General features: G+C 44.5%; 25 protein-coding genes, 1 tRNA gene and 1 riboswitch. Of the genes, 18 read left to right on the top strand and 8 right to left on the bottom strand.

Annotated features, from left to right (window positions below; genetic code table 11):
* Window positions 1-116 precede the first annotated feature (116 nt).
* Both AC4PGZ_RS10910 and AC4PGZ_RS10905 read right to left on the bottom strand, forming a co-directional pair.
* Complete coding sequence (locus tag AC4PGZ_RS10910; protein ID WP_492158654.1) at window positions 117-1,793, bottom strand: formate--tetrahydrofolate ligase; 1,677 nt, start codon at window positions 1,791-1,793, stop codon at window positions 117-119.
* A gap of 34 nt (window positions 1,794-1,827) precedes the next feature.
* Window positions 1,828-2,385, bottom strand: coding sequence for a folate family ECF transporter S component (locus AC4PGZ_RS10905; protein ID WP_492158653.1), 558 nt, complete (start codon window positions 2,383-2,385; stop codon window positions 1,828-1,830).
* Between the two features lie 8 nt (window positions 2,386-2,393).
* A riboswitch (THF riboswitch) is annotated at window positions 2,394-2,506 on the bottom strand.
* Window positions 2,507-2,677: 171 nt separating this feature from the next.
* On the opposite strand from AC4PGZ_RS10905, the gene AC4PGZ_RS10900 reads away from it, so the two are divergent.
* The 5 genes from AC4PGZ_RS10900 to bioB all read left to right on the top strand — a co-directional run bounded on the left by AC4PGZ_RS10900 (window position 2,678) and on the right by bioB (window position 6,325).
* The gene (locus AC4PGZ_RS10900) at window positions 2,678-2,926 is read left to right on the top strand and encodes a hypothetical protein (RefSeq protein ID WP_492158652.1); all 249 of its coding nucleotides are present in this window, start codon (window positions 2,678-2,680) and stop codon (window positions 2,924-2,926) included.
* Between the two features lie 210 nt (window positions 2,927-3,136).
* Window positions 3,137-3,979 carry an undecaprenyl-diphosphate phosphatase gene (locus tag AC4PGZ_RS10895; RefSeq protein WP_492158651.1) on the top strand — a complete coding sequence of 281 codons (843 nt, stop codon included), beginning with the start codon at window positions 3,137-3,139 and terminating at the stop codon, window positions 3,977-3,979.
* A gap of 4 nt (window positions 3,980-3,983) precedes the next feature.
* Entirely contained in the window at window positions 3,984-4,673 is a 690-nt protein-coding gene (locus tag AC4PGZ_RS10890) for a YjjG family noncanonical pyrimidine nucleotidase (protein ID WP_492158650.1), read from the top strand.
* Window positions 4,674-4,817: 144 nt separating this feature from the next.
* Entirely contained in the window at window positions 4,818-5,402 is a 585-nt protein-coding gene (locus AC4PGZ_RS10885) for a biotin transporter BioY (RefSeq protein ID WP_492158649.1), read from the top strand.
* A complete protein-coding gene (gene bioB, locus AC4PGZ_RS10880) occupies window positions 5,393-6,325 on the top strand; it encodes a biotin synthase BioB (protein WP_492158648.1) in 933 nt (310 codons plus the stop codon). The genes AC4PGZ_RS10885 and bioB overlap by 10 nt, the downstream gene beginning before the upstream one ends.
* 88 nt (window positions 6,326-6,413) lie before the next feature.
* Here the strand turns inward: bioB and yycI are convergent, their stop codons facing one another.
* From yycI to yycF, 5 genes are all read right to left on the bottom strand, one after another.
* Window positions 6,414-7,193, bottom strand: coding sequence for a two-component system regulatory protein YycI (yycI, locus tag AC4PGZ_RS10875; RefSeq protein ID WP_492158647.1), 780 nt, complete (start codon window positions 7,191-7,193; stop codon window positions 6,414-6,416).
* The gene (locus AC4PGZ_RS10870) at window positions 7,193-8,533 is read right to left on the bottom strand and encodes a hypothetical protein (RefSeq protein ID WP_492158646.1); all 1,341 of its coding nucleotides are present in this window, start codon (window positions 8,531-8,533) and stop codon (window positions 7,193-7,195) included. Before AC4PGZ_RS10870 ends, yycI begins: the two co-directional genes overlap by 1 nt.
* Before the next feature lie 20 nt (window positions 8,534-8,553).
* The gene (locus AC4PGZ_RS10865) at window positions 8,554-9,090 is read right to left on the bottom strand and encodes a hypothetical protein (protein WP_492158645.1); all 537 of its coding nucleotides are present in this window, start codon (window positions 9,088-9,090) and stop codon (window positions 8,554-8,556) included.
* Window positions 9,091-9,187: 97 nt separating this feature from the next.
* On the bottom strand, window positions 9,188-11,011 hold the full coding sequence (locus tag AC4PGZ_RS10860; RefSeq protein WP_492158644.1) for an ATP-binding protein: 1,824 nt from the start codon (window positions 11,009-11,011) through the stop codon (window positions 9,188-9,190).
* Between the two features lie 20 nt (window positions 11,012-11,031).
* A complete protein-coding gene (gene yycF, locus AC4PGZ_RS10855) occupies window positions 11,032-11,733 on the bottom strand; it encodes a response regulator YycF (RefSeq protein WP_492158643.1) in 702 nt (233 codons plus the stop codon).
* A gap of 154 nt (window positions 11,734-11,887) precedes the next feature.
* Between yycF and AC4PGZ_RS10850 the strand changes: the two genes are divergently transcribed.
* From AC4PGZ_RS10850 to AC4PGZ_RS10800, 11 genes are all read left to right on the top strand, one after another.
* Entirely contained in the window at window positions 11,888-12,349 is a 462-nt protein-coding gene (locus AC4PGZ_RS10850) for a Fur family transcriptional regulator (RefSeq protein WP_492158642.1), read from the top strand.
* 34 nt (window positions 12,350-12,383) lie between these two features.
* Window positions 12,384-12,932, top strand: a complete 549-nt coding sequence (gene rbr / locus AC4PGZ_RS10845; RefSeq protein ID WP_492158641.1) for a rubrerythrin — start codon at window positions 12,384-12,386, stop codon at window positions 12,930-12,932.
* A 187-nt stretch (window positions 12,933-13,119) separates the two neighbouring features.
* Window positions 13,120-13,482 (top strand): BlaI/MecI/CopY family transcriptional regulator, encoded by a 363-nt coding sequence (locus AC4PGZ_RS10840; protein ID WP_492158640.1) that lies wholly within the window; start codon window positions 13,120-13,122, stop codon window positions 13,480-13,482.
* Between the two features lie 66 nt (window positions 13,483-13,548).
* Window positions 13,549-15,957, top strand: coding sequence for an ATP-dependent DNA helicase (locus AC4PGZ_RS10835; protein ID WP_492158639.1), 2,409 nt, complete (start codon window positions 13,549-13,551; stop codon window positions 15,955-15,957).
* The gene (locus tag AC4PGZ_RS10830; RefSeq protein WP_492158638.1) at window positions 15,954-16,838 is read left to right on the top strand and encodes a TMEM165/GDT1 family protein; all 885 of its coding nucleotides are present in this window, start codon (window positions 15,954-15,956) and stop codon (window positions 16,836-16,838) included. Before AC4PGZ_RS10835 ends, AC4PGZ_RS10830 begins: the two co-directional genes overlap by 4 nt.
* Before the next feature lie 83 nt (window positions 16,839-16,921).
* Window positions 16,922-17,011 (top strand) — tRNA-Ser (locus AC4PGZ_RS10825).
* A 117-nt stretch (window positions 17,012-17,128) separates the two neighbouring features.
* Window positions 17,129-17,857 (top strand): flavin reductase family protein, encoded by a 729-nt coding sequence (locus AC4PGZ_RS10820; protein ID WP_492158637.1) that lies wholly within the window; start codon window positions 17,129-17,131, stop codon window positions 17,855-17,857.
* A 188-nt stretch (window positions 17,858-18,045) separates the two neighbouring features.
* The gene (locus AC4PGZ_RS10815; protein WP_492158636.1) at window positions 18,046-18,777 is read left to right on the top strand and encodes a Crp/Fnr family transcriptional regulator; all 732 of its coding nucleotides are present in this window, start codon (window positions 18,046-18,048) and stop codon (window positions 18,775-18,777) included.
* 68 nt (window positions 18,778-18,845) lie between these two features.
* On the top strand, window positions 18,846-19,148 hold the full coding sequence (locus AC4PGZ_RS10810; protein ID WP_492158635.1) for a hypothetical protein: 303 nt from the start codon (window positions 18,846-18,848) through the stop codon (window positions 19,146-19,148).
* 38 nt (window positions 19,149-19,186) lie between these two features.
* Window positions 19,187-21,049, top strand: a complete 1,863-nt coding sequence (locus AC4PGZ_RS10805; RefSeq protein ID WP_492158634.1) for a heavy metal translocating P-type ATPase — start codon at window positions 19,187-19,189, stop codon at window positions 21,047-21,049.
* A 22-nt stretch (window positions 21,050-21,071) separates the two neighbouring features.
* Window positions 21,072-21,305, top strand: coding sequence for a heavy-metal-associated domain-containing protein (locus tag AC4PGZ_RS10800; RefSeq protein ID WP_492158633.1), 234 nt, complete (start codon window positions 21,072-21,074; stop codon window positions 21,303-21,305).
* Here the strand turns inward: AC4PGZ_RS10800 and AC4PGZ_RS10795 are convergent.
* Entirely contained in the window at window positions 21,292-22,140 is an 849-nt protein-coding gene (locus AC4PGZ_RS10795) for a LysR family transcriptional regulator (RefSeq protein WP_492158632.1), read from the bottom strand. The genes AC4PGZ_RS10800 and AC4PGZ_RS10795 overlap by 14 nt on opposite strands.
* A gap of 147 nt (window positions 22,141-22,287) precedes the next feature.
* On the opposite strand from AC4PGZ_RS10795, the gene AC4PGZ_RS10790 reads away from it, so the two are divergent.
* The gene (locus AC4PGZ_RS10790) at window positions 22,288-23,328 is read left to right on the top strand and encodes a YeiH family protein (protein WP_492158631.1); all 1,041 of its coding nucleotides are present in this window, start codon (window positions 22,288-22,290) and stop codon (window positions 23,326-23,328) included.
* 184 nt (window positions 23,329-23,512) lie between these two features.
* Entirely contained in the window at window positions 23,513-25,291 is a 1,779-nt protein-coding gene (locus AC4PGZ_RS10785) for a diguanylate cyclase (RefSeq protein WP_492158630.1), read from the top strand.
* Window positions 25,292-25,376: the final 85 nt, after the last annotated feature.

Below are 25,376 nucleotides of genomic sequence, written 5' to 3'. Positions count from 1 at the left end.
AGAAACGTATTAGAATATACGCATATAATATCAAAGAAATCACCGGTTACGAAACTGTAACCGGTGATTTCTTTGTGTTGAGATACTCATCGTATATTTTTATATCAGCCATCAGCCTAGAAAAGCCCGGAGATCTTTCCGTTCTCATCAACGTCGATCCTGTTGGCAGCAGGGACCTTAGGAAGTCCAGGCATGGTCATTATCTCTCCTGTGAGCGCAACTGCAAATCCTGCTCCGGCAGAGATCTTTACATTTCTTACGGTTATCCTGAATCCTTCAGGTCTTCCAAGCTTCGTCTGGTCGTCAGTGAGAGAATACTGAGTCTTTGCCATGCAGACAGGCACCTCTGAAAAACCGAGGTCCTCGATCTCCTGGATCTGCTTGAGGGCAGAAGGAAGGAAGTCCACGCCGTCAGCGCCATATATCTTAGTCGCTATTGCGTTAATTTTGTCCTTTATTCCCATTTTAAGGTCATAGGCATACTCAAATCCATCTGACCCTTTTTCGATCAGTTCAAGCACGTTTTCAGCGAGCTCTTTTCCGCCTGCGCCACCGTTTGCCCACACCTCTGAAAGCGCTACATTGACTCCGAGCTCCCTGCATCTGCTGCGGATGAGCTCGAGCTCAGCTTCAGTGTCGAGCGGGAATCTGTTTATTGCAACCACAGCAGGAAGCTTGAATACCTGAGTTATGTTCTCGACATGCTTGAGCAGGTTGGGAAGTCCCTTTTCAAGAGCTTCGAGGTTTTCATTTCCAAGGTCTTCCTTCTTAACGCCGCTGTTGTATTTGAGAGCTCTCACCGTAGCTACGATGACTACTGCATCAGGCTTTATCCCAGCCATTCGGCATTTTATATCAAGAAACTTCTCCGCGCCAAGGTCCGCTCCAAATCCGGCCTCGGTAACTACATAGTCTGCAAAATGCATTGCCATCTTTGTCGCTATAACAGAGTTGCAGCCATGCGCTATGTTGGCAAATGGTCCGCCATGAACGAATGCTGGCGTTCCTTCGAGTGTCTGAACGAGATTTGGCTTGAGAGCGTCCTTCAGGAGCGCAGCCATCGCGCCGTTTGCATCAAGCTCGGCAGCGGTTACAGGCTTGCCGGCTCTCGAGTATCCGATTATTATCTTTCCCAGTCTTTCCCTGAGGTCTGATATGTCATTTGCAAGGCAGAATGCAGCCATTACCTCAGATGCTACGGTTATGTCAAACCCGTCTTCTCTTGGAGTTCCGTTTGCCCTTCCTCCGAGTCCGTCCGTTATGAATCTCAGCTGACGGTCATTCATGTCCATGCAGCGTTTCCATGTTATTCTTCGCGTGTCTATATCAAGCACATTGCCCTGCTGGATGTGATTGTCGATCAGTGCTGCAAGCAGGTTGTTTGCAGCGCCTATCGCATGAAAATCTCCTGTGAAGTGAAGATTTATGTCCTCCATAGGTATAACCTGGGCATACCCGCCGCCTGCAGCGCCGCCCTTTACCCCAAAAACCGGTCCGAGAGAAGGCTCCCTGAGAGCCACCATAGTATTCTTTCCGAGCTTTGAAAGCGCATCAGCAAGTCCTATAGTAGTTGTCGTCTTGCCCTCACCGGCAGGAGTGGGGTTTATGGCGGTCGTCAGTATCAGCTTTGCCTTTTTTCCGCCCGGCTTCTTGAGCAGGTTGTAATCAAGCTTTGCCTTGTATTTGCCATAAAGCTCCAGATCATCCTCGGTGAGTCCCATTTTTTCAGCTATCTTTCGTATATCCGAAGCTATTGCTTCCTGTGCGATTTCAATATCAGATTTAAATCCCATAATATCCTCCCGTATTAACGAAATATACTGGAAATCAAGCTCTTCCAGTCTTACCAAAATGTCCCCTGAAAGCTGTCAGAAGAACCTTGAGCAATATGGCTTCTATGAACGCTATAGCAAGGGCAGATACTATCCTTGTAGGAAGAAGTACCAGAAAACCCTTCTTAAGCAGTATTGTAAGCCAGAAAGTGTTGAGGATAAGAGAGCAGATCACTGCGCTCAGTATACTCGAAATGGCGATCAGGCTTATCGAAGGCTTGCGTCTGTAAAGAACGAGCCCCGGTATCAGGCCTGAAAGCGCCGCAGTAAGCGTAAACCCTGGAAAGAATGCTCCCTGTGGAAACAGCGTGGCTCCAAGCACGTCGGCCACCATCCCGGTCATTGCGCCCCAGAAAGGTCCCAGCAGTGCGCCGGCAAGCGCTATAGGCAGGCCGCCGAAGCTTATCCTTACAGCACCTCCAAAAGCCATGAAACCAAGAAATCTTGTGAAGATGATGCTTGTAGCTACAAGCAGGCCACTGAATACAATACTCTGGGTATTGCTTCCTCTGCCGGCATCAAGTCCAGATGCGTTAATGCTTTTTTTATTCATTTTTCCTCCTCAGCGGATGCGGCATCATATCGCAGACATAGCCCCTCAAATTTGAGCATGTCCTTCGTCTTCAGGCAACTTCCCATCTCTGCAGCACTTTACGCATGATACCTACTCTGCACAACTTCATTATATACTGACACGTAGTATTATTGCAATAAAAAGCAATTAAGTTAACTAAAATCTTTCCGAATATTCAATGCATATGGTATAATTGAGTCATAAAAATGCTGTAACGTTTTCTTTTCGTACATTTTGTACGATTTGTGCGGTTTTAACAAGGAGGCCGGCCATGAAAATAATAGACAGAGGAATGAAAGGCGTAAAGAGATTTGATGTGATGGATTTTGCATTTTTCAAGATTTGCATATTCACGCTCGGAGTACTGACTGGGGTTTATTTCTTCAAGTTCTTCAGGCGAAAGGAAGGCATGCTCTGGGGAATATTTGGAACTACCTGGATATACACTCTCTGCAAGGCGTTTGGACCTGACAGATATGAAAAGGCAGTGAGGAAATGTTCTAAAAAACTTAAGTTTTAGACTGGAAATACAGGCTTCACACTGTAAAACATAAGCTTCGCACTGTTAAATCAAAGCCCTGCCGGAATAATCCTGCGGGGCTTTTTCTGTGTGCGCTCAGAATGGGCGACAGAAGGCTATTCCTGTACTGTGGCAGCGGCGGTTCACAACAGATGTTTTTTGTGATATAATTATATTTTGGAAAAATAAAAATCAATAAGGAGAATGAGGATGGATTTTACTGAAATACTTAAGGTAATACTTCTGGGAGTGGTAGAAGGCATAACAGAATGGCTTCCTATAAGCAGCACCGGCCACATGATACTTGTGGATGAATTCGTAAAGCTCAATGTATCAGAAGCCTTCAGGGAGATGTTCTTCGTAGTCATACAGCTGGGAGCTATTTTTGCAGTAATAGTGCTTTACTGGAGCAAGCTGTTTCCATTTAAGAAGCAGAAAATCGCAGATGCAAAGGCCAGGATAGTTCTTGACAGGGAAACCATGCTGATGTGGCTGAAGGTAATAATAGCTGTGCTTCCGGCAGCGCTTATCGGAATCCCGTTTGACGATCAGATAGATGCGATGTTCTACAATTATCAGACAGTAGCCGTGACACTCATACTTTACGGGGTGCTTTTCATAGTTATAGAGACCAGAAACAGAGGAAAGCTTCCAAGGATAAATTCAATTGAGAATATAACATACGGGACCGCGATAATAATAGGTATATTTCAGGTGCTGTCGCTTATTCCGGGGACTTCGCGCTCAGGGGCGACTATTGTAGGAGCGATACTTATAGGAGTTTCAAGGACGGTTGCGGCAGAGTTCACATTCTTCCTTGCAATACCTGTAATGCTGGGAGCGAGCCTTCTCAAGCTTGTCAAGTTCGGGCTGGTATTCACGCAGGCAGAGGCAGTCATACTGGCTGTCGGGATGGTTACGGCCTTCGTGGTTTCAATCCTTGCCATCAAATTCCTGATGGGTTATATAAAGAAGCATGATTTCAAGGTTTTTGGATACTACAGGATAATTCTTGGTATTGCAGTAGTGGCATACTTTATGATAGCAGGTTAATGATATGATAAAATACAATACGATAATGTTTGATGTGGATGACACGATCCTTGACTTCAAAAAAGGAGAAGAACAGGCGCTCCGCAGTCTGTTCAGCGAAATAGGAGCACCACAAAACAGCAGGATAATAAATGAATACAGAAAGATAAACCGAATGCTATGGCTCAATTTTGAAAAAGGTGAGACAGACAGAGATTATATATTCCGCAGCAGATTTACCATGCTTTTCAGGAATTATGGGATCGAAGTAGACGGAGAAGATATGGAACAAAGATATCGAAGGTATCTGGACATGCAGCATGACCAGATAGAAGGAGCACATGATGTTCTGGAATATCTTCACTCAAGATGCCGTCTCTATGTAGTGACAAATGGAGTCTCGAGCACACAGTACAGGAGGCTCTCAGATGCGAAGATGGACACTTATTTCGAGAAGATATTCGTATCGGATGATATAGGATACCAGAAGCCCATGAGAGAATTCTTTGAGACAGTGACGGCGCAGATTCCGGAATATGATCCAAAGAAGACCCTGATAGTGGGAGATTCGCTCAACGCCGACATACTCGGCGGGATGAACATGGGCATGGACACCTGCTGGCTCAACCGCTTTGACGAAAAAATATCGGATATAGTACCTCATTATGAAATAAATGAGCTGAGCCAGATTTTTGAAATCGTAAAGATTGTATAGAAAAATAGCAGCCATAATCAAATCTGACACAAACCCATGTCAACCAAAAATAAAATTTGGTTGACATGGGTTTTCTTTAGTTATATAATGAGAAAAACTGATCAGGTAAAGACTATAATATAACAGTTAATTCAGGGGGTAATTTTGGAAACATCATCAGGAATAAAAAGAAAAATAAGTACAAAAGAGATGATTCTGTGCTCTCTCTTTGCAGCGCTTATAGCAATAGGAGCATTCATAAAGGTTCCTCTTCCGTATGTGCCGTTCACCATGCAGCTCATGTTCACCACTCTGGCGGGGATACTCCTCGGATCAAGGCTGGGAGCCATGTCTACAGGAATATATATAGCAATAGGACTCATAGGGATTCCCGTATTTACCAAAGGCGGAGGAATCGGATATATATTTCAGCCTACATTCGGATATCTGGTAGGATTCATGGCAGGCTCATATCTTACGGGAAAAATAGTTGAAAGATTTGAAAATCCTGGATTCTTTCATGTCCTGGGAGCAAGCCTTGCAGGACTCTTAACGGTATATCTCATCGGAGTCCCATACCTTTACATGATATCGAATTTTATGATAGACAGCCCTCTCGGTGTAAAGGCGGCGCTCAGCTATGGCATGATGATGTTCATTCCGGGAGACATCACGACCTGCATTATATGCGGATTCCTTGGCAAAAAGCTGGTTCCGATTATCAGGAGGCAGAGACGCTCATGGAACTGATAACGCGCCGTCAGGCACTGGAGCTTTTTGAATCGCCTCTGGATGAGCTTCTTTCTGCAGCCGATGATCTGAGAAGGAGATTTCGCAAGGACCACTTTGATCTCTGTACCATAATAAACGCAAAGAGCGGGAGCTGCTCTGAAAACTGCAGATTCTGCAGCCAGTCATCTCATTACGAAACTTTTTCAGAGACATATCCCCTGCTTTCAGAAGAAGATATACTCGTAGACGCGAGGCATAATGAATCTCAGGGTGTGAGGCGATATTCGCTCGTGACCTCAGGACGAAGGCTCAGCTCTCAGGAACTGGACAGAGTCTGCGGCATATATGAGTGCCTTAAAAGAGAGACTGGGCTGTATCTTTGCAGCTCGCACGGGCTTCTTGAATATGATGATTTTGTGAGGCTCAGAGAGTCCGGAGTGAGCCGCTATCACAACAACCTTGAGACAGGAAGGGAATTCTTTCCTCAGATATGCACGACTCACAGCTACGATGACAAACTCAGAGCAATAAGAGAAGCGATGAGAGCTGGACTGGAGGTATGCAGTGGAGGAATAATAGGGCTGGGAGAAACGATAGAGGACCGTATCGACATGGCCATGGACCTCAGGGAGCTCGGTATAAAATCCGTGCCCGTCAACATACTTAATCCGATAAAGGGCACTCCCTTTGAAAGCAACAGGCCTCTTGATGAAGAAGAAATCCTCAGGACCATAGCGGTGTTCAGATTCATTCTTCCAGATGCCGACATCAGGCTGGCAGGAGGCAGGAGCCTGCTTTCGGACAGGGGAGAGAGGGCATTCAGGTCAGGCGCAAACGCCGCGATTACCGGTGATATGCTGACTACGGCCGGCCTTGGTACAAAGAGTGACATTGAGCTTGTGAAAAGCCTCGGATATACGGTATGTCAAAATAATATGTGAAACTAAAAACTCAGCCCGGAGAAGGAAAACACACATCCTTAGAGCTGAGTTTTTTTATATTCAATCCAATTTAGCTTTTTCAGCTGCACTAATTTTCGAGTGCAGGTACATAAAATAATTCATTATCAGAGGTCATGAGCCTCCAGCATGGGAATGCGCGGGCATTCTTTACCTTATAGATATCCTCTGCTGAAGCAGTCTCAAAGTAATATATGAAATCTATCCGCGTTATCACTGTATTCTCCTTCATCGAAGGGAAAGCCTTGAGTATGGCCTCTACGCTGGTTATGGCATTCGTCCTTGTCGCGGAGACGTCGATTGGCTTCATTACTATCATTACGATCTTCATGCCTTCATCTGAAAACTCGAATTTCAGAGTGCTGTCTTCATAGGCAAAGCCTTCATATACCGGATTGTAGAAAAAGGTTATCACTCCGTCATCCTGAGTATAGTTTCTAAGCTCGTAAGTGTAGTCACCAAGATATCTCGCGATGAATTTAAGGGCAAAATTCTCTGCGTCGACGCTGTCCTCTATATTGATTTCGCTGTCGAGTATTACCAGCTTCTTGAGAGAGTTGACGCTTATTCTGTCCTGATATTCTTCAAAGAGAAGCGGATAAGCCGCTGCACTGAGTGTCTGGTATTCTACGTTGACAGTTCCGGTATTGTAGATTTCCTCCGGTATCTCGGTAGTTATCTTCACATTTCTGCGGTCAAGCATTGTATGGAGATCGGTGAGCGATTTTTCCGAGAAATATATGTTGTCTATGGACACATTGTTGTTGTGATTTACTATGCTTATCACAAGAAATATGTTGAGAACGGCAAGAGCCATTATCAGATAGTTTTTTGCCTTGTCCCAGTCCATCAGAAAACCTCCCCGCTCAGCGTGGAAAAATAAAATATCTTTCCGCCGATTATCATCTTGTAAGCAGGCACGTAGTTAAGCTCATCGTCGTATACATAAACGACATCGATGAGCGAAATCCTGTCAAAAAGCTCGATGCTGTCCTTGAATCCCACGAGGGATTTGATGTTATCATAGTTTATGTTAAGCACATCCAGCGCGCTGAATACATATCTATCAGCAGCTTCGGATGGTTTTTCTGTACTTTCTTCATATGTCCTGAAGAGGCCTCTGAAGCTGTAAACCCTGCCGTTAACCACACTTATCTCGGTATTGACATCTTCGTTTTTCAGGCATGCTCTCAGACCGTCTATTCTAGGGGCAAGCGTGAAGGTATATCCGCTTGTACCGTTCTCAGCAAAATCTCGGACATCTTCGACTGTGTAGACGTCATTGTTAAGGTTGAACTTGTCCAGGAACAGATACGCTATTACGAGGCTGCTTGTCATGGAGGTCTTTACAGGATTGCTCAGGGCATCGGTATTTGAATACAGGACCCTTCCGTCAGGCGATATCTTGAGCAGCTCTCTACCGTAATCGTTTGAGGTTATGGTGGTTCCATCGAGCTCCTGTATGCGGTTTGCAAAATCATACCTGGAAGAAAACACTGACCTTGAAACCGGTCCCGAATTATCCTCGTTAAAAGGAGAATATGTGCTGTAGCCGGGAATGCTTATCGCACTTTCAGAAATAAGCACATCGCTTGAAGAATCAAAAAGCTCCTCGAGAGAATAGTATTTTGCGTATTTCAGCTTGCTCAGATTGTCGACATAAGGCATGTAGTTTATAGCCTTGTTACTTATCCTAAAAAATTTTCCATCTGAAGTCCTTATATATATTGAAGTGTCATTTGCAAGTGGCATGAGCACTTCTCTGATATTTTCAAAATCGCCAAAGCTTCCGTCTTCTAAAAAAAGACTCCCGTAAAGGAGTCTTTGATTGACAGCAGGTTCAAAATCGAGCTGAATGCTCTTGGAAATCTTCGTTTCACGATATTCTTCCTCCGGAATTTCTGAAATTCCAGTTATATCACCCAAAGAATCCCTCAGCACTATGCGCGCCTCCTGATAATAAAATCCATCCTTGTCTACTAATTTGGTTACGTTGTTGGTACCATATCTTATTATGATTGATGTGGGCCTGACAGAAGATTTTAAAATTCCTTCAACTCCGACGGCATCGAAAGTCGTTGCGGTGACGGAAGAAGGGGAGACAAACAATTCAAACCTTACGGACAGAAGAACTATCGACGATATCAATAAAAAAATTATAGCAGAGTTCCGTAGCTGGTTTTTATTCATATCGGCATCCTTCAGTTAAATTAAGGCTTTACAGCAGACGTTGCTGAGAAAGTGCTGAAACCTGTACTCCTCAAGGTACTTAGAGATTCCTGAAGATCATTTTTGTCTGAAGCTTTTATTACTCTGTAATCCCTTAGAACGGAATCACCTCTTTTGAGTGTGAGGACTACAAGTGTATCCTTGGAAATCCTTGACTCAACTGGAAATTTTGAAGTCTGATATTTGAGGGAAATCTCTTGTGTGAAGACTCCTATTGGTCCTATTTCAAAATCTATAGAATCCTTCATTGGAACATACTCATCTCCAGATCTTGTGTAGAGCGATACAGTTATCCTGTCGCCTTCTTTTCCCATTCCGGATATTATGACATTGTCATCTATCGTAGCGAGAACAAAATCCTTTGGCTTGTTGATGACGCTGCGCTCTGAATTGAATGATTCCGATAGTGTCTGAACAGTATCAGCTGATATGCTGTCTGCCGGCGCTGCAAATGACATGGCAGTGAACGCAATAAATATGAACATCGTCATCAGTGATAATCTGATTGCTTTTTTCATTCAGCCAACCTCCTTTCTCCATTAATATATACTTACATCACTTTAACATTATACTATGCTCATGTTACAAACAGGTTACATAGTAGTTAAAAATGATTTACACATTTAAACCCTTTAATTCCGGGATTACTTCAGAGTTATCCACAGGGAGGCTTATCCTGAAGGTACTTCCCCTGTTGATTTCTGATGAAGCGCTTATCGTGCCGCCGTGAGCAGTAACTATATCCTGAGCTATGGAAAGCCCAAGTCCAGTCCCACCCTGCTGTCTGGAGCGTCCCTTGTCCACTCTGTAGAACCTTTCGAATATGTGATCGATATCCTCTTCAGGGATGCCTATACCGTTATCGCTGATGTAGATATCTACAAAATTGTCCACAGTATCAACAGATATATCCACAGTTCCGAACTCTGGTGTGTACTTTATTGCATTGGATAGTATGTTCAGGATAACCTGTTTGATCTTGGCTTTATCCACTAAAATATTCGGATTATCTGCCGCCGTAAGATTTACGGTCTGATTTTTTTCAAGATAATATATCTTAAGATGCTCTATGCATTCCTTTATTATATCTTCAATAGGATGGCGCTCAAAGCTCCACTGAGCCTTCTTGAAATCGAAATGAGACAGCTGGAGGAGATCCCTCACTATGGCCGTCATCCTGTCAGCCTCACTTTCGATGACGCTGAGGAACTCACTAACTATTTCAGGCTCTGTGACGATTCCGCTCGAAAGGGTCTCTGCATAGGACTTAATAGTCGTTATAGGGGTCTTGAGCTCGTGAGACACGTTTGCTACGAAATCCTTCCTCATATTCTCTAGCCTCTGAGCATCAGTGATGTCCTGAAAAACAAGGATGAAGCCCGTCTGCTTCTTGGCATCATCACTGTAATAGGCAGGAGATATCCTCAGGATCTTGTCATCGCCGACATTTACTACCAGATGATTTGTGCTTTCATCAAAAACACATTTCTTTATTGCAGAAAATGAGATTTTGAGACCTGTCTGAAGCGCCATGTCGTGGACAGAGCTTCCATATATATCTATGTCGCGGGCCTTGAGGAGCTTGAGCAGAGCCTTGTTGTAAAGGACTATGAACCCATGCTCATCCAGAGCCATGAGCCCGTCAGCCATGTTGTTTATTATCGCATCAAGCTTGCTCTTCTCTGAGGATATCTCAACAAGTGTATTGTCAAGCCGTTTTGTCAGATAGTTGAAGGTGTTTCCGAGCATTCCTATCTCGTCGTTCGAGTGATTGCTGACCCTCTGCGAGAAATCTCCCTTTGCGATAAGGCTTGCCTTAAGGTTGAGTTCATTTATTGGCGTAGTTATAGAGCCTGATATCAGAAATCCTACCAGAAGCGATACGATAAGCGCTATGAGAGTTGCAGTGAGGAATACATCCGTGACGGTGTTGAGCGAGGCGTAGACTCCTTCGAGGCTCGCACTCGAATATATGATGTAGCCTCCTCCGTTTGCATCATTTATAAAGGAAAACGCCATTATCTTTACCATGGGGCTTCCCGGAGCCGGATTTACGATATCGAGCTCATATGATTTCTGGGTGAGGCTGCTCATTATGACCTTTCTGTCGAGGACATCAAGGCTGTTCTTTCCCGTAAAGCTGTCGTTTGAAGATGCTATGACGCTGTAGTCCAGCGCATCCACTATTGAAATGCTGTAGCCTATGGGAAGCGTGATCATGTCGATACTGTCCTGTATGGACTCTCTTGCATCGGGAAGGTCCGAATCGGGTATTATACTTCTTATGGTGTTGTTTGAAATAGACACCAGGTTCTGACGCACAATATCCAGATTGTAATCTTCCAGGCGGTCGGTTATGAATATGCCGACGATGGCCATTGCAATAAAGACCAGAACAAAGTACAGTATACTCAGTTTCCAGCGTATACTTTTAAACACTCTTTATTCTCCTGACTTTCTCATTCACCTTTGAAATAATAGCCGACGCCACGTCTGGTCATTACATATGAAGGCTTTGCGGAGTCATCCTCGATTTTCTCACGCAGCCTCCTGACTGTCACATCCACAGTCCTTATATCTCCGAAGTATTCATATCCCCATACTCTTTCGAGGAGCTGCTCGCGTGAGAATACCTGCTCCTGCTGAGTGGCAAGGAATTTGAGCAGCTCGAACTCCCGTACTGTAAGTGGCACAGGGTCGCCTGATTTAGTGACCTCATATTTTGAGACATTTATCGAAAGATCGCCGCTGCTTATGAGATCCTTTGAATGATCGTCATGTTCAGGAGCTGTGACAGGCATGGCAGTCCTTCTGAGGTTTGCCTTAACTCTGGCTGTGAGCTCGCGCACGCTGAAAGGCTTTGTGATGTAGTCATCTGCGCCAAATTCGAGCCCGAGTATCTTGTCCACTTCCTCTTCCTTTGCCGTAGCCATTATTATAGGAACATTTGATGTCTCCCTTATCTTTTTGCACACGTCAAACCCGTTCATTCCAGGGAGCATTATGTCCAGAAGTATCAGGTCCGGATTTGCAGAAAGCGCCATTTCGAGGCCTTCCTTTCCGTCATATGCAGTAAGTATGTCAAATCCTTCCTTCTGAAGATTGAACTTTATTATATCCGATATCGGCTTTTCATCCTCTATAATCAGTATTGTACTCATGATAACCTCCTGTTTCCATATAAGTATACAAAACAATTTTACCACAAAAAACAGAAAAAGAAATCAGTATTTGCAAATCGGGCTTGACAGAAATTAAAAATACCCATATACTACTAAGTAGGAACTATTCTCAGTAAGGAAACAAGGTGTAATAATGGAAAAGATAATTGTAAATGAAATTGAAAGTACAGACTGCGAAAGACCTGTACAGAGAAGAAACACTATACAGAAAAAGCTTGTGCTAGATGCAGTGCAAAGCCTTCAAAACCATCCTACTGCAGAAGAAGTGTACAGGCACATTATCAAGACATACAAGAATATAAGCAAGGGGACTGTGTACAGAAACCTCAACATGCTTGTAGAGGAAGATGTCATACAGAAGGTAATGGTTATGGATGGGGCGGACAGATTCGACCATACCATGACAGACCACAACCATATAAGGTGTGACCTTTGTGGAAATGTATACGATGTTCCGGCAGAAGCGGGAGAACTTGCAGACAGGATGATCAGCATGGACACGGATTTTCTGAAAAAATCAGGATTTACGGTAAGCGGACATGAGATAATCTTCAGAGGAATATGCCCGCACTGCAGCAAAAAATGTCAGCAATAAAATAAAATATAAAAATGAGAAGGAGAACATTAAAATGGCAGAAGTAAAAAGCTTAAAAGGTACAAAAACCGAGAAGAACCTGCTTGACGCATTCGCAGGAGAGTCAATGGCAAGAAACAAATATACTTATTATTCAAGCATTGCAAAGAAACAGGGATATGTTCAGATTTCAAAGATATTCGAAGAGACAGCTAACAACGAGAAAGAGCACGCAAAGATGTGGTTCAAGCTTCTTGACGGAATCAGCGCTGATACAGTAGAAAACCTTATGCATGCAGCTGAAGGCGAGAACTACGAGTGGAATGAAATGTATCCTACATTTGCAAAAGAAGCTAAAGAAGAAGGATTTGACCACATATCATTCCTTTTCAGCAAGGTAGCTGAGATAGAAAAAGAGCACGAAGACAGATACAAGGATCTTCTTCAAAATATCCAGAGCGGACAGGTGTTCAGAAGAGAAGAAAAAGTACAGTGGCATTGTGACAACTGTGGCTATATAGTTGAGAGCCTTCAGGCACCTCCAAAATGTCCAGTATGTGATCATTCTCAGGCGCATTTCCAGATAAGAGCATGCAACTGGTAAGACAGGAAAGCATATTTAAGAATATAAAAAATAAATAATGGTTTACTCAAAAAATCCATAGTGTGTCCGTAAAAAGGAACATTATGGATTCTTTTTGTGGCATATGTCCGTTAAAGTATTGACCATAGTCAACAATTCTGATAGAGTAAACATATAACTAAAAAACTGTCAAAAAGGAAAGAGAGCCATGGAGAGAATACGAATATTCGATGCAGAACTGAAAATGATGGAAATCTTATGGAAGAATGAACCCATGTCAACCGGCGAACTCTCAAAAATGTGCGCAGAACAGCTTAACTGGAATAAATCGACTACATACACAGTTATAAGGCGACTGGTAGACAGAGGCGTGCTGAACAAGAACAGGACGATACTCACTTCAAGACTCTCAAAGAAGATGGTTCAGTTTACTGAATCAGAGGAGCACATTGAAAAAATGTACGGGGGCTCACTCAAGAAATTCTTTGAGACTTACCTCAAGCATGCAGATCTCAGGGATGAAGAAATAGAGCTACTCAGGGACATACTCGAAGAAAAACAGGTCTGTTAATAACTTGAATTATCTTAATGCAGCGGGGCACAGCACAATGCCCGGCTGTTTTTACGTGGAGAAGAAATGGAAAAAAGGATAAGATACACCATATCCGTGAGAGAGCTGGTAAACTACAGTATGCTCTCAGGCGACATTGACAGCAGGTTCACTACGAATGCGAGCGCACTCGACGGCATAAGGCTTCACAGGAAGATACAGGAAGAATCCCCCGAAAACTATCAGAGCGAGGTAACTCTCCAGCACATAAAGGATTACAGCGATTTCGAGCTTTTGATCCAGGGCAGGGCAGACGGCATAATAACAGAGGACCTGGAATCAGGGACAAAAGTCACGGTAGATGAGATAAAGACCACGAAGCGGCCTCTTGACATGATACAGGAAAAAGAGCTGCACAGCGCGCAGGCAAAGTGCTACGGGTATATATATGCCCTGCAGAATGAACTTGACGAAATAAACATAAGGCTTACCTACTGCCATGCAGTAACGGAGGCAATACGAGTTTTTGAGAACCGATTCAGCTTTGATGAGCTTAGCAGTTTCTTTGAAGGCCTCACGAGATCATTTGAGAAGAAGCTCAGAGAAAAGAAGCTCTGGAGAGAAATGCGGAATCTCAGCCTGAATTCGCTCGAGTTCCCGTTTCCTCACTACAGAAAACATCAGAGGGAGATGGCGGTTACCGTATACAGGGCTCTCAGAGACGAAAAGAACATATATCTTCAGGCGCCAACCGGAATAGGAAAGACAATATCCACGCTGTTTCCGGCGCTCAAGAACATGGGCGTGACGGACAGCGAAAAAATATTCTATCTTACGGCGAGGACCACGATAAGAAAAGTAGCAGAGGATACTCTGCATTCAATAAATAAAGGCGGAACCAGGGTAAAATATCTCACCATAACAGCCAAGGACAAGATATGTTTCATGGAAAAGACACGGTGCATTCCGGAGTACTGCCCATACGCAAAGGGATATTTTGACAGAGTCAGAGCTGCAGTTGAAGACATCCTTGGTGAAAAAGACTGCATAAACAGGGAGGCTGTAGAAGCATATGCGTCAAAGCACAGCGTATGCCCCTTCGAATTTCAGCTTGACATATCCATGGAATCCGATATCATAATCTGTGACTATAATTACCTCTTTGACCCCAATGTAGCGCTCAAGAGGCTGTTCGGGATGGAGCAGAAGCAGGACTATGTATTTCTCATAGATGAGGCTCACAACCTTCCGGAGCGGGCAAGGGAGATGTACTCCTCAGTGATAGACCACTCAGATGTAAAGGAGCTCCGCAGCCTCTTCAAAGACTCACATGGGGAGACTCAGGAAGAAGTCGAAACCGCCCTCAGCAGACTTTCGAGAGCCCTCACGAGGCACAGGAAAAAATATCTTACAGACTCCCATGGGGAGATGATCGAACACGCAGTAGAAAAAGAGGCGCCCGAAAAACTAGGAGAAGACCTCAGGAAGTTCAATCGGAGCATAGAGGACTATCTTCTCGAGAACAATCAGGACGAAAAGAGCGAAAAGCTGACCACCTTCTACTTCGAGGTTCTCAGGTTCCTCAAGGCGCTTGAGATGTTTGACGAGACATATCTCATGTATGTAGAAGGCCAGAAATACTCAAGGACCAAGCTTTACTGCCTCGATCCAGCCAGCAGGATAAGAGCGGCTACGGATCAGGGAAAATCAGCCGTATTCTTTTCGGCGACTCTTGTTCCCGGAGACTACTTCAGGAGCCTTCTCGCATATCAGGAAGGAGATGTGCTTGCAGAGTTCAGCAGTCCGTTTCTTCCTGAAAACAGGAAGATAATGATAGCTCCGGATGTCTCCACAAAATACAGGAACAGAGAGTACAGCTACGAAAAAGTCGCAGACTACATCCACAGGATGATAAGCTCCAGGACCGGGAATTACATGGTATTTTTCCCGTCATACAGATACATGAACACAGTCTATGACAAATACACGCAGAAATACAGCAATTCGGATGAAGAGATTACCGTATTTCAGCAGTCGGGCGACATGAGCGAGGAAGAAAGAGAAGAGTTCCTTGAGAGATTTGAGGACTCTCCAAGCAGGACTCATGCTGGCCTTTGCGTAATGGGAGGAGTGTTTTCAGAAGGAATAGACCTTCGTGGAGAGCGGCTCATCGGAGTTGCGATAGTAGGAGTAGGGCTGCCACAGGTATGCCTCGAAAGAGAGATAATAAACAGGTATTTTAAAGAACACAGAAACCAGGGCTTTGAATATGCATATGTATACCCGGGCATAAACAAGGTGCTCCAGTCTGCAGGAAGGCTCATACGCACGGTATCCGACAGAGGAGTTATACTCCTCATAGACGAGAGATATATGGAGCTTCAGTATCAGAGACTGCTGCCCGCAGACTATTATCCATGCAGGAAGATAAACCTTCACAATATAGATGATGAGCTTGCCCGGTTCTGGAATTTACAAACAGGAGAACAAAGATGACCACATTTTTAACCGCATTCACCCTCATATTCCTTGCAGAAATGGGAGATAAGACCCAGCTGCTTGCGCTCGCATTTTCGACGAGATTCACAATGAGACAGGTGCTCACAGGAGTAATAGCAGGCTCGTTCCTCAATCACGGGATAGCAATAGCCCTCGCTTCGCTTGTATCGGGATTTGCATCAGAGAGCTTGATAAAGATTGCAGCCTCCGCGCTTTTCATATTCTTCGGGCTCTGGTCCATGAAACTTGATTTTGAGGATGAGGAAGATGAAGACCAGAAGATGAAATTCGGGCCGGTACTGACCGTAGCGCTTGCATTTTTTGTCGGAGAGCTCGGAGACAAGACCCAGATGAGCGCGATGGCTCTGGGACTCAATTCTGCAAACCCTTTTATAACCCTTCTTGGCACGACCGCCGGCATGGCAGCAGTCAGCCTTGTGGGCATAATAGCAGGAAAGCTTATCGGAAAGAAGATTCCGGAAGTCACCATGAAGTTCATAGCATCTCTTGTATTCCTCGGATTTGGAACGGCAGGGCTTGCAGCATCTCTGCCTCAGGATTATCTTGGAATCATACCGGTATCCGGCTTTGCAGTTCTTCTGGCGGCATTGGTATATATGATTTACAGAATGAACATGAAAAACAGGGATTCATACTACTCGGCAAAGCTTGAGGAAGCCGTATCCAGGTGCAGGCGCTGCAAGGTCCATGATGAAAAATGCCAGGTGGGCATAGATATACAGCGAGTTGCAAAGGAATATATAGGAGAAGACATCCCATATGCAGGCAAGGTGATCCAGTTCTTTGAGTCAATGAAGAAGATATCTCCAAAGAAGACGATCGCGCTGAGTGAATGTCAGAAAAAATTTCTGGAATAGGGATAACAGCATATAAATAATATTGCTTGATGAAAAAGAAATTCTGTGGTAAAATAATTTGGTGACAGTGCAATCAAATATATGGAGAGGTGTCCGAGCGGTTTAAGGAGCACGCCTGGAAAGCGTGTATACGGGGAACTGTATCGGGGGTTCGAATCCCCCTCTCTCCGCCATAAAATCATACAGCATCAGTGTTAAATGTGTGGCAGGTTTCTGAAAGGAATCATGCTATTTTTTTTATATAAAAGCGGATCCGCAGAGCGGATATTCACCCAGAAACAGGAGAAAAAATGAAAAAAGAATTCAAGGCAGGCACGCTGTTTGGAGCAGTGCCACCAGTGATGGTATCATGTGGAGACATGAAGAATCCAAATATAATAACAATTGGATGGACAGGAATAGTGAACACCAAGCCGCCTACGACATATATATCGATAAGGCCTGAGAGACATTCATATGACATGATAAAAAAAAGTAAGGAATTCGTCATCAACCTTACCACAAAAGACCTTTTACACGCAGCAGACCTCTGTGGAGTAATAAGCGGCTCCAAAAACGACAAGGCGGAAAAAGCGGGACTCACATATGAAAAAAGCACTCACGTTGCAGCTCCCTCTATAAAAGAGAGCCCAGTATCCATAGAATGCAAGGTAAAGCAGATCATAAAGCTCGGAAGCCATGACATGTTCCTCGCAGAGATCCTGGCAATAAATGTAGATGAGTCAATAGTCAACCGAAATGGAAAGATAATGCTGGACAAGGCAGAGCTGGTTTCATATCTCCATGGAGAATACTTTGAGCTTGGCAGAAACCTTGGCAAATTCGGATTCTCAGTAAACAAGAAGAGAGCAAACACAAGAAACAACAGCGACAGCACGAACAGGAAATCTACATCAAAGAAGAGCCCTGAGAAGCAGAGCAGAGCGCTTGCTGCAAACAGCGGAAAAAGCATAACTCCGGGAAGCGCAAAAAGCAAGAAGCACAGCAAGGACAAATACAGCCACCTGAAAAATAAATAATCAGAATCCAAATAATAAAAAACCATCTTTTCGATAAGAATTCTTATCAGAAGATGGTTTTTTTATCAAAACTTGATCAGGATCAAGGTTATTATCTTCACGCTGAGCTAAAATGAGGTCAAGAATAGAATTTTGGGTATCAAACTACTAAGAGGGCATAAAATAAGAAGGCATGAAAGGAGAATGAAATGATTGACAAAGTGAATGCAGGACATCAGAGCCACGGCCATCATCACAGCCATGATCATGATACAGAAAACCATGAAAGCTGTGTTGCTCTGGTCCCGATTTTTAATCATCTTGAAAAGAGTCAGATGGATGAAATAATGGCGGTGACTCACTCTGTTTCATACAGAAAAGGAGAGTATATTTATCGGGCAGGTGAAGAGTCGGACTCTCTGTACATTGTCAGCAAAGGCCGGGTGAAGATATATCGGCTCTCTGAATCAGGAAAAGAGCAGCTGCTGCGAATTCTGAACCCGGGAGACTTCACCGGAGAGCTGGCTTTATTCAGCGAGACTATTCATGAAGCCTATGCATGCGCTATGGAAGACACAAGCATATGCACGGTAAGGCGCTCGGATCTTCAGAAGCTTCTCCTTAAATATCCCTCCATATCCCTGAAGGTTCTGGCTGAATTTTCGAGCAGGCTCGAACAGTCGGAGAAGCAGACCACCCGTTTTGCTACCGAAAAAGTAGAGACAAGGATAGCGCTTTTCCTGGCAGAATGCGCTGACTCAGACAGTCACGATGTGGAGATAATACTTCCGATGAGCAAAAAGGATCTGGCATCATATCTGGGTACGACACCAGAGACGATCAGCCGCAAGTTCTATGAACTTGAAGATGCAGGATATATAAAGCAGAAGTCGAACAAAAGGATTCAGATACTGGATATGGACAGCCTGCTTCTGGTGTGATCCTGTCAAACCACATGCAGCAGGATAATAAAAATTATAATTATAAGCTAAAGAAAGAAGGGGAGAATATGTCAGGAAAATCAATGTTCAGTGAGGCAGCAGAAAGACACCTTGCGACTCTGGAGCAGTATGTTCCGATCGTAGCAAGAGTCCATGGAGGCAACCATCCGGAGTTTCATGAGGTTAAGAGGCTGTTTGATTCAATCAGCAAGAAGATAAAAGCATTAGGTATGCAAAGACCTGAATTAGGCGATGAATTTGCCAGACTGCGCGAGATTACAGACAATTATTTAGTACCGTCAGACGTGTGCGAAAGCTACCAGGCTGTCTACAACATGCTGGCAGAGATGGACAGAGCATATAAGGCTTAGACTTGGAAAATGGCATGATAAGAAAGGGGGAGCATGACTTGCAGAAATTCATACTCAGCAGAAAAAATCATATAACATTAGTAAGTGGAATATTAATTGCAGCTGCATATGCCGCAAAACTGGTCTTTGCAAATCCAGGCATATTCAGATGGGCCCTTATTGCGGCCTCTGTCGCAGGAGCTGTACCAATCGCGATTCAGGCTTTTCAGGCATTAAGAGTACGGGTCGTGAGTATAGATCTGCTGGTTACCATAGCAGTAACGGGAGCCTTCATAATCAGCGAATTTGAAGAATCTGCAATCGTAACCTTCCTGTTCCTGTTTGGAGCATATCTTGAGCAACGCACGCTTAATAAGACCAGGTCTGCCATAAAGGAGCTTACTGAGATGGCGCCGGAAAGCGCCCTTAAACAGATGGAGGACGGCGAATTTGAAGAGGTAGCGGTAGAGGAAGTAGACGTGGGTGACATCCTGCTGGTCAGGACCGGGGCAAAGGTTCCTGTAGATGGCACGGTTCTTAGCGGAGGAGGCCATATTAATGAGGCCAGCATAACCGGAGAATCCGTTCCGGTAAGTAAAGAGGAAGGCTCCGGAGTTTATGCAGGCACTATACTCGAAAATGGAACCATTAAGATCGTTGCAGACCGTGTAGGAGAGGATACCACCTTTGGAAAGATAATTGAGCTGGTCGAAGAAGCGCAGGATTCAAAGTCAGAGGCGGAGAGGTTCATTGACAGGTTCTCCAGATACTACACTCCTGCAGTCCTGATGCTTGCCCTTATAGTATGGGCATTCTCGCGAGACATTGAACTTTCCATCACGATACTGGTTCTCGGATGCCCTGGGGCGCTTGTCATAGGCGTGCCGGTTTCAAACGTGGCAGGTATAGGCAACGGTGCTAAAAATGGCGTTCTGCTCAAAGGCAGCGAGGTCATCCAGTATTTCAGCAAGGTAGACACAATAGTATTTGACAAGACGGGCACACTTACCATAGGAAGCCCTGAAGTGGCTGAAATGCAGACTTACAGAGATAAAGACAAAGAAGATGAGGACGAAGTGTCAGGTTATCTGGCAAGCATCGAAAGAGAATCAGACCATCCTCTCGCCAAAGCCATAGTGCAGCATCTGGGTGATGTAAGAAGATATGCCGTTGAAGGCACTGATGTCGTAAAAGGCGGAGGAATCGTAGCGAACGTAGACGGACATCGTGTAGCAGTTGGAAACATGGCGCTTATGGAGCAGGAACAGGTTCACATAAGCGAAAAAGCCCGTGAAGCTGCTGCAAGGCTTGAAAAAAATGGAAATTCAATTGTTTTCACATCGGTAGACGGAGAACTGAGGATCCTTACAGGAATCCGTGACAGGATTCGTCCGGGGGTAAAAGAGGATCTTCAGAAGCTGAAGAAGCTTGGGGTCAGAAACCTGGTGCTCCTCTCAGGGGATAATCAGGGAACCGTAGATCTGGTAGCTCAGGAACTTGGACTGACAGAGGCTCACGGCCACATGCTTCCTGAGGACAAATCCAGATATATTGAAAAATTGCAATCTGAGAATAAAATAGTGGCATTCGTAGGCGATGGAGTAAATGACAGCCCTTCGCTGGCCCTTGCGGAAATAGGGATTGCCATGGGAAGCGGCACTGACGTAGCAATCGAGACCTCTGATGTCGTGCTCATGAACTCAAACTTCAGCAGGCTGCCTCATGCACTGGGGCTGGCAAAAGCCACCGCTCATAACATGCACCAGAACATATTGATAGCAGTGGGAGTCGTAGTATTCCTGCTTGCCAATGTATTTTTCAGCGAGTGGATGAATATGTCTATAGGTATGCTGGTTCATGAGGCAAGCATACTGGTCGTAATATTGAATGGCATGAGGCTGCTCAGATACAGATTAAGATAGAAACAGAAAGGGAGGCATTAAAATGCAAAAAATCGTAATTCAGTTGGAAACATTGACATGTCCGTCATGTGCACAGAAAATCGAAAATGCCGTAAAATCGCTGGACGGAGTAGTAAGGGAAAGCGTGAATGTGCTATTCAACTCTAGCAAGGTAAAGCTCGACTTCGATTCTGAAAAGGTATCGGCAGAGCAAATCGCAAAAGCGATAACTACGCTTGGGTATGAGGTCCTCAAAATCCAGGTTAAAGACAGATAAGCTCCAGAAGCTCATCTACGCATGTATCCTTTAAAAAAACATAATTATACTCATGAAGAATCTCTGCATTTTCAATCCTGAAGGTGCGGAGATTCTTGTTGCTTCTGGCAATGGATTCATATACAAAGGATATCCCGCAGTTCTCGCTCACGGCAAGCTCCGTCAGATGGAAGCTGCTTATTACGGATTTTCGGGCAAAGCTGTCGAAAGAATAGCTGCTCTGCTGAAGAAACTGCTCAAATATGCTTCTTGTTCCTGAGCCAGGTTCCCTGATTATTATATGCTCCTCAAGCAGATTGGAAAGGCTTACAGTGCGGTTTGCGAATGGGTGCTCGCCGGAGCAGATCCCAACGAGCTCTTCCTGTCTGAGAAGCCTGAATCCGTAGCTGTCCTTGTCAAAGGAACCCTCTATAAGAAGAATGTCCAGCTCCAGGGCATTCAGCCTGCCCAAAAGGTACTGAGTATTATCTATGACAAGCTCAAGCTCTATATCCTCAAGCTTAAGCAGATCCATGACCTTCTCCTGGATTATGTAATCCCCTACGGTTTTTGTGGCTCCGACAGATATCTTTCTGACCGGAGGCTTTTCTATGTTTCTCCTCATGACAGTGTCGTTGTATACGACCGAACGGGCATATACCTCAAGCTCTGTGCACTTTGGCGTTTTGGATAAAACCCTTCCGTTGTATTCAAACAGCCGGCAGCCATACTCTCTTTCCAGAAAATGGATCTGCTGCGTGACCGCAGGCTGGGACATATTGAGTGACTCGGCAGTCTTTCTGTAGTTCATGAGTTCGCAGAGCTTTAAGAACGTATAGATTCGGGTATCAAGCATGATAAATATCCCCTTTCATTGATAATTATTATTTATCGATATATTACAAATGATTATTTTATTTTATCATTAATCCGGTATAAAATAAACATGGAAGATATATCAGGAATATAAAATACAATCAAGCTGTGAAGGAGAAATTTTGAAATGGAACTCATAAGATCGAAATCAAAAATAATCCCGGGCTTTGTGGTAGCCGTACTTATAGCGCTATGTGCCAGGTACATAGAGGGACTGATGCCGATACATCTGGTAGGGGCCTCTGTAATAGCGCTGTTCATAGGAATGACGATAAACTCGTTCTGGAATCCGGACATACTGCAGGAAGGACTAAAATTTACCTCGAAGAAAATCCTCAAATTCGCCATAATCCTGCTGGGAGCCTCGCTGAGCGTAAACACCATACTGACAGTAGGAAAAATATCTCTTTCGGTAATGATATTTACACTTCTTACATGCTTTGGAGGGGGATATTTCATAGGAAAGGCCCTGGGGCTCAACTGGGAGCTGTCCAATCTCATTTCTGCCGGGACTGGAATCTGCGGAGGCTCGGCAATTGCGGCAATCGCGCCGGTCATTGATGCAGAAGACAAGGAAATAGCGTATGCGATGTCAGCGACATTTCTGTTCGATATGGCCATGATAGTGCTGTTTCCAATAATGGGGCACTGGCTCGGACTAAGCGACATGGCCTACGGGCTCTGGGCAGGAACGGCTGTAAATGATACATCGAGCGTTGTAGCAGCCGGCTATGCATTCAGCGAATCAGCAGGTGATTTTGCCACGATGGTAAAGCTTACGAGGACTCTTTCGATAATACCTGCTGTAATAATATTTGCGCTTATCAACATAAGGCTCAAGCAGAAATCTCAGCTTTGCAGCGAGGGGAAGTCTGGTGAGAGCCTGAGCGGGAAAGTTAACTTCATCTCCCTGTTTCCATGGTTCATACTGGGCTTCGTAGGACTCTCTGTTGTAAACAGCATGGGTTTCATCCCGGCTGCTGCTTCAGGTGCGGCCAAAGAGCTGAGCAAATTCCTGATGGTAGCTGCTCTGGCAGCCATAGGCCTGAATACGAGTTTTAAGGATATGAAAAAAGCAGGCTTTGCTCCGATGCTGCACGGATTCATAGTCTCCGTGCTCGTGGTGATCGTTGCCATTGCCGTGGAGTGGGGCATGGGAATTGTTTAATCGCGGAGAGCGGACAGACTTTTTAAAATGAGATGAAACCTCTGAAATTGACGGATGTCCGTGAATTTCAGGGGTTTTTAAGCAAGCCTGGAAATTAAACAGATTGTCAAAAAATTCGGGATAAAGTATAATACATAGAGATGCTATAAGAGATCGGAAAGTAATGAAGGCGAAGGAGAAAAAGGTGGACGAAAATATATACAGAGGAGCCATTCAGCAGGCATCATGTGCATTTGCATGTCATGAAGCTGTATTTGACGAATCCGGGAATATGACAGATTATGTTTTCCTGGATGTCAACAGGGCATTTGAGGAATTCACTGGGCTTGAAATGGATAAAGTCATAGGCAGAAGATTTGTACAGGATATAGCAAGAGACAGGGAGCATGCCATGAAATGGGTAGGCATATTCGGGAAAGTGCTTTCAAATCAGGAAACCAGTGAATTTGAGGAATATTCTACTGAGTTCAGAAGGCATTATCATGTGAAGGCATATCCTGTATCGAAAAATCAGTTCGTAACCCTTTTTCACGACATGACCTTCGAAAAGAAGATACAGGAGACAACTGAATATTTCAGGGAAAACATGGGAAGTTATATAGACTACGAGGAAATAACGAGGCTGGCCTGCGATCTCTCAGGGGCGGAGTATGCCGCACTGAATATTTTAAGCCGGGAAGATAATAAGACAGTGACTGTCTCCATCCACGGAATCGCAGAAAGCATGAAGGAAAGACTGGTTGAAATGGACATGGACTTCGTAGGTAAGAAATGGGAAAATTCTTCTCAGAGGCAGGCACTGTTTAATGATAGCGCAATAACGCACTTTGCATCTATCCATGAGCTTGCAGGGGATGCAGTCGAGAAACAGCTGATGGATCAGATAGAGGAGACCTTTGACACTGGTGCAGCTGCTGTCGCCAGGATAGGAAAGACTGAAAAACACATAGGAGACTTCATACTTCTGTTCAGAAAAGGCGAAAAGCTGAAGAATCATGATCTGTTCATGCTGTATCTCTCTCAGCTGGGACAGTTCATCGAAAAAACCCGTCTGGAAAAGTCACTGAGATCAAGCCAGCGAAGATTTTACACCCTTGCAGAGTATGCGCCGATAGGGTTCGTTTCATGCAATCTCAGCGGCGAGGTTACCTATGCAAACAGAAAGCTGCTCGAGATAATGGATTCTCCTTCATATCATGATACCCGCAAGATAAATCTGCTTGAGCTTCCAAGACTTGTAAAAACAGGCTTTTCAGAAAATCTGAGAAGCTGCATGGACAGGGACCTGCAGATGTCCTTTGACGTATCCTATGAAAGCATATGGGGAAGAGACAGCTGGCTGAGCGTCCATATAACGCCAAGCCGGGAGGGGGATCTGGTAACGGGAGCAAACATACTCATAAACGATATTACGGATAAAAAGAAGACCGAGGATGAGCTGAGGGAAAGAGCAGTAAGAGATTCGCTCACAAGGGCATACAACCGGTATGCGCTTGATACCGTACTCGCGGAGAGACTCAGCGAAGCAGGAGAGAAAGAACTTATCAGCTGCATCGCAGTCCTTGACATAGACGATTTTAAGGAGATAAACGATACCCGCGGCCACAAGGCCGGAGACAGCGTCCTGAAATACCTTGCCACCAGGATAAAGAAGGAACTTAGAGAAAATGACCTCATAATAAGGACGGGCGGAGACGAGTTCGTGATATATCTGCATGACATAAAGGATGAGAAGAACGAAGGAATATTCATGGACAGGATCTTCAGAAAGATAACGGGCGAATATACAATCGAGGACACCTTTGACGACGAGAAGTATACTCTCGAGATCGGATGCAGCATGGGAGCAGCATTCTATCCGGTAGATGGAGATACTGCGGAAAGGCTCATGGCAAAGGCAGACGAAGCGCTCTACAAAGTAAAGAAATCCGGGAAATGCGGGTACAAACTAGCAGATAAATAAATTGAAGATTCAGTAACTTAAGAGCAGCAAGCTTATCGCCATATTAAGATAAGCTCGCTGTTCTTTACTTTCAGACTGATTTTGA

The sequence above is a fragment of the Proteocatella sp. QWL-06 genome (genome assembly GCF_058684135.1).
This window is presented reverse-complemented; position numbering and strand designations above follow the sequence as displayed.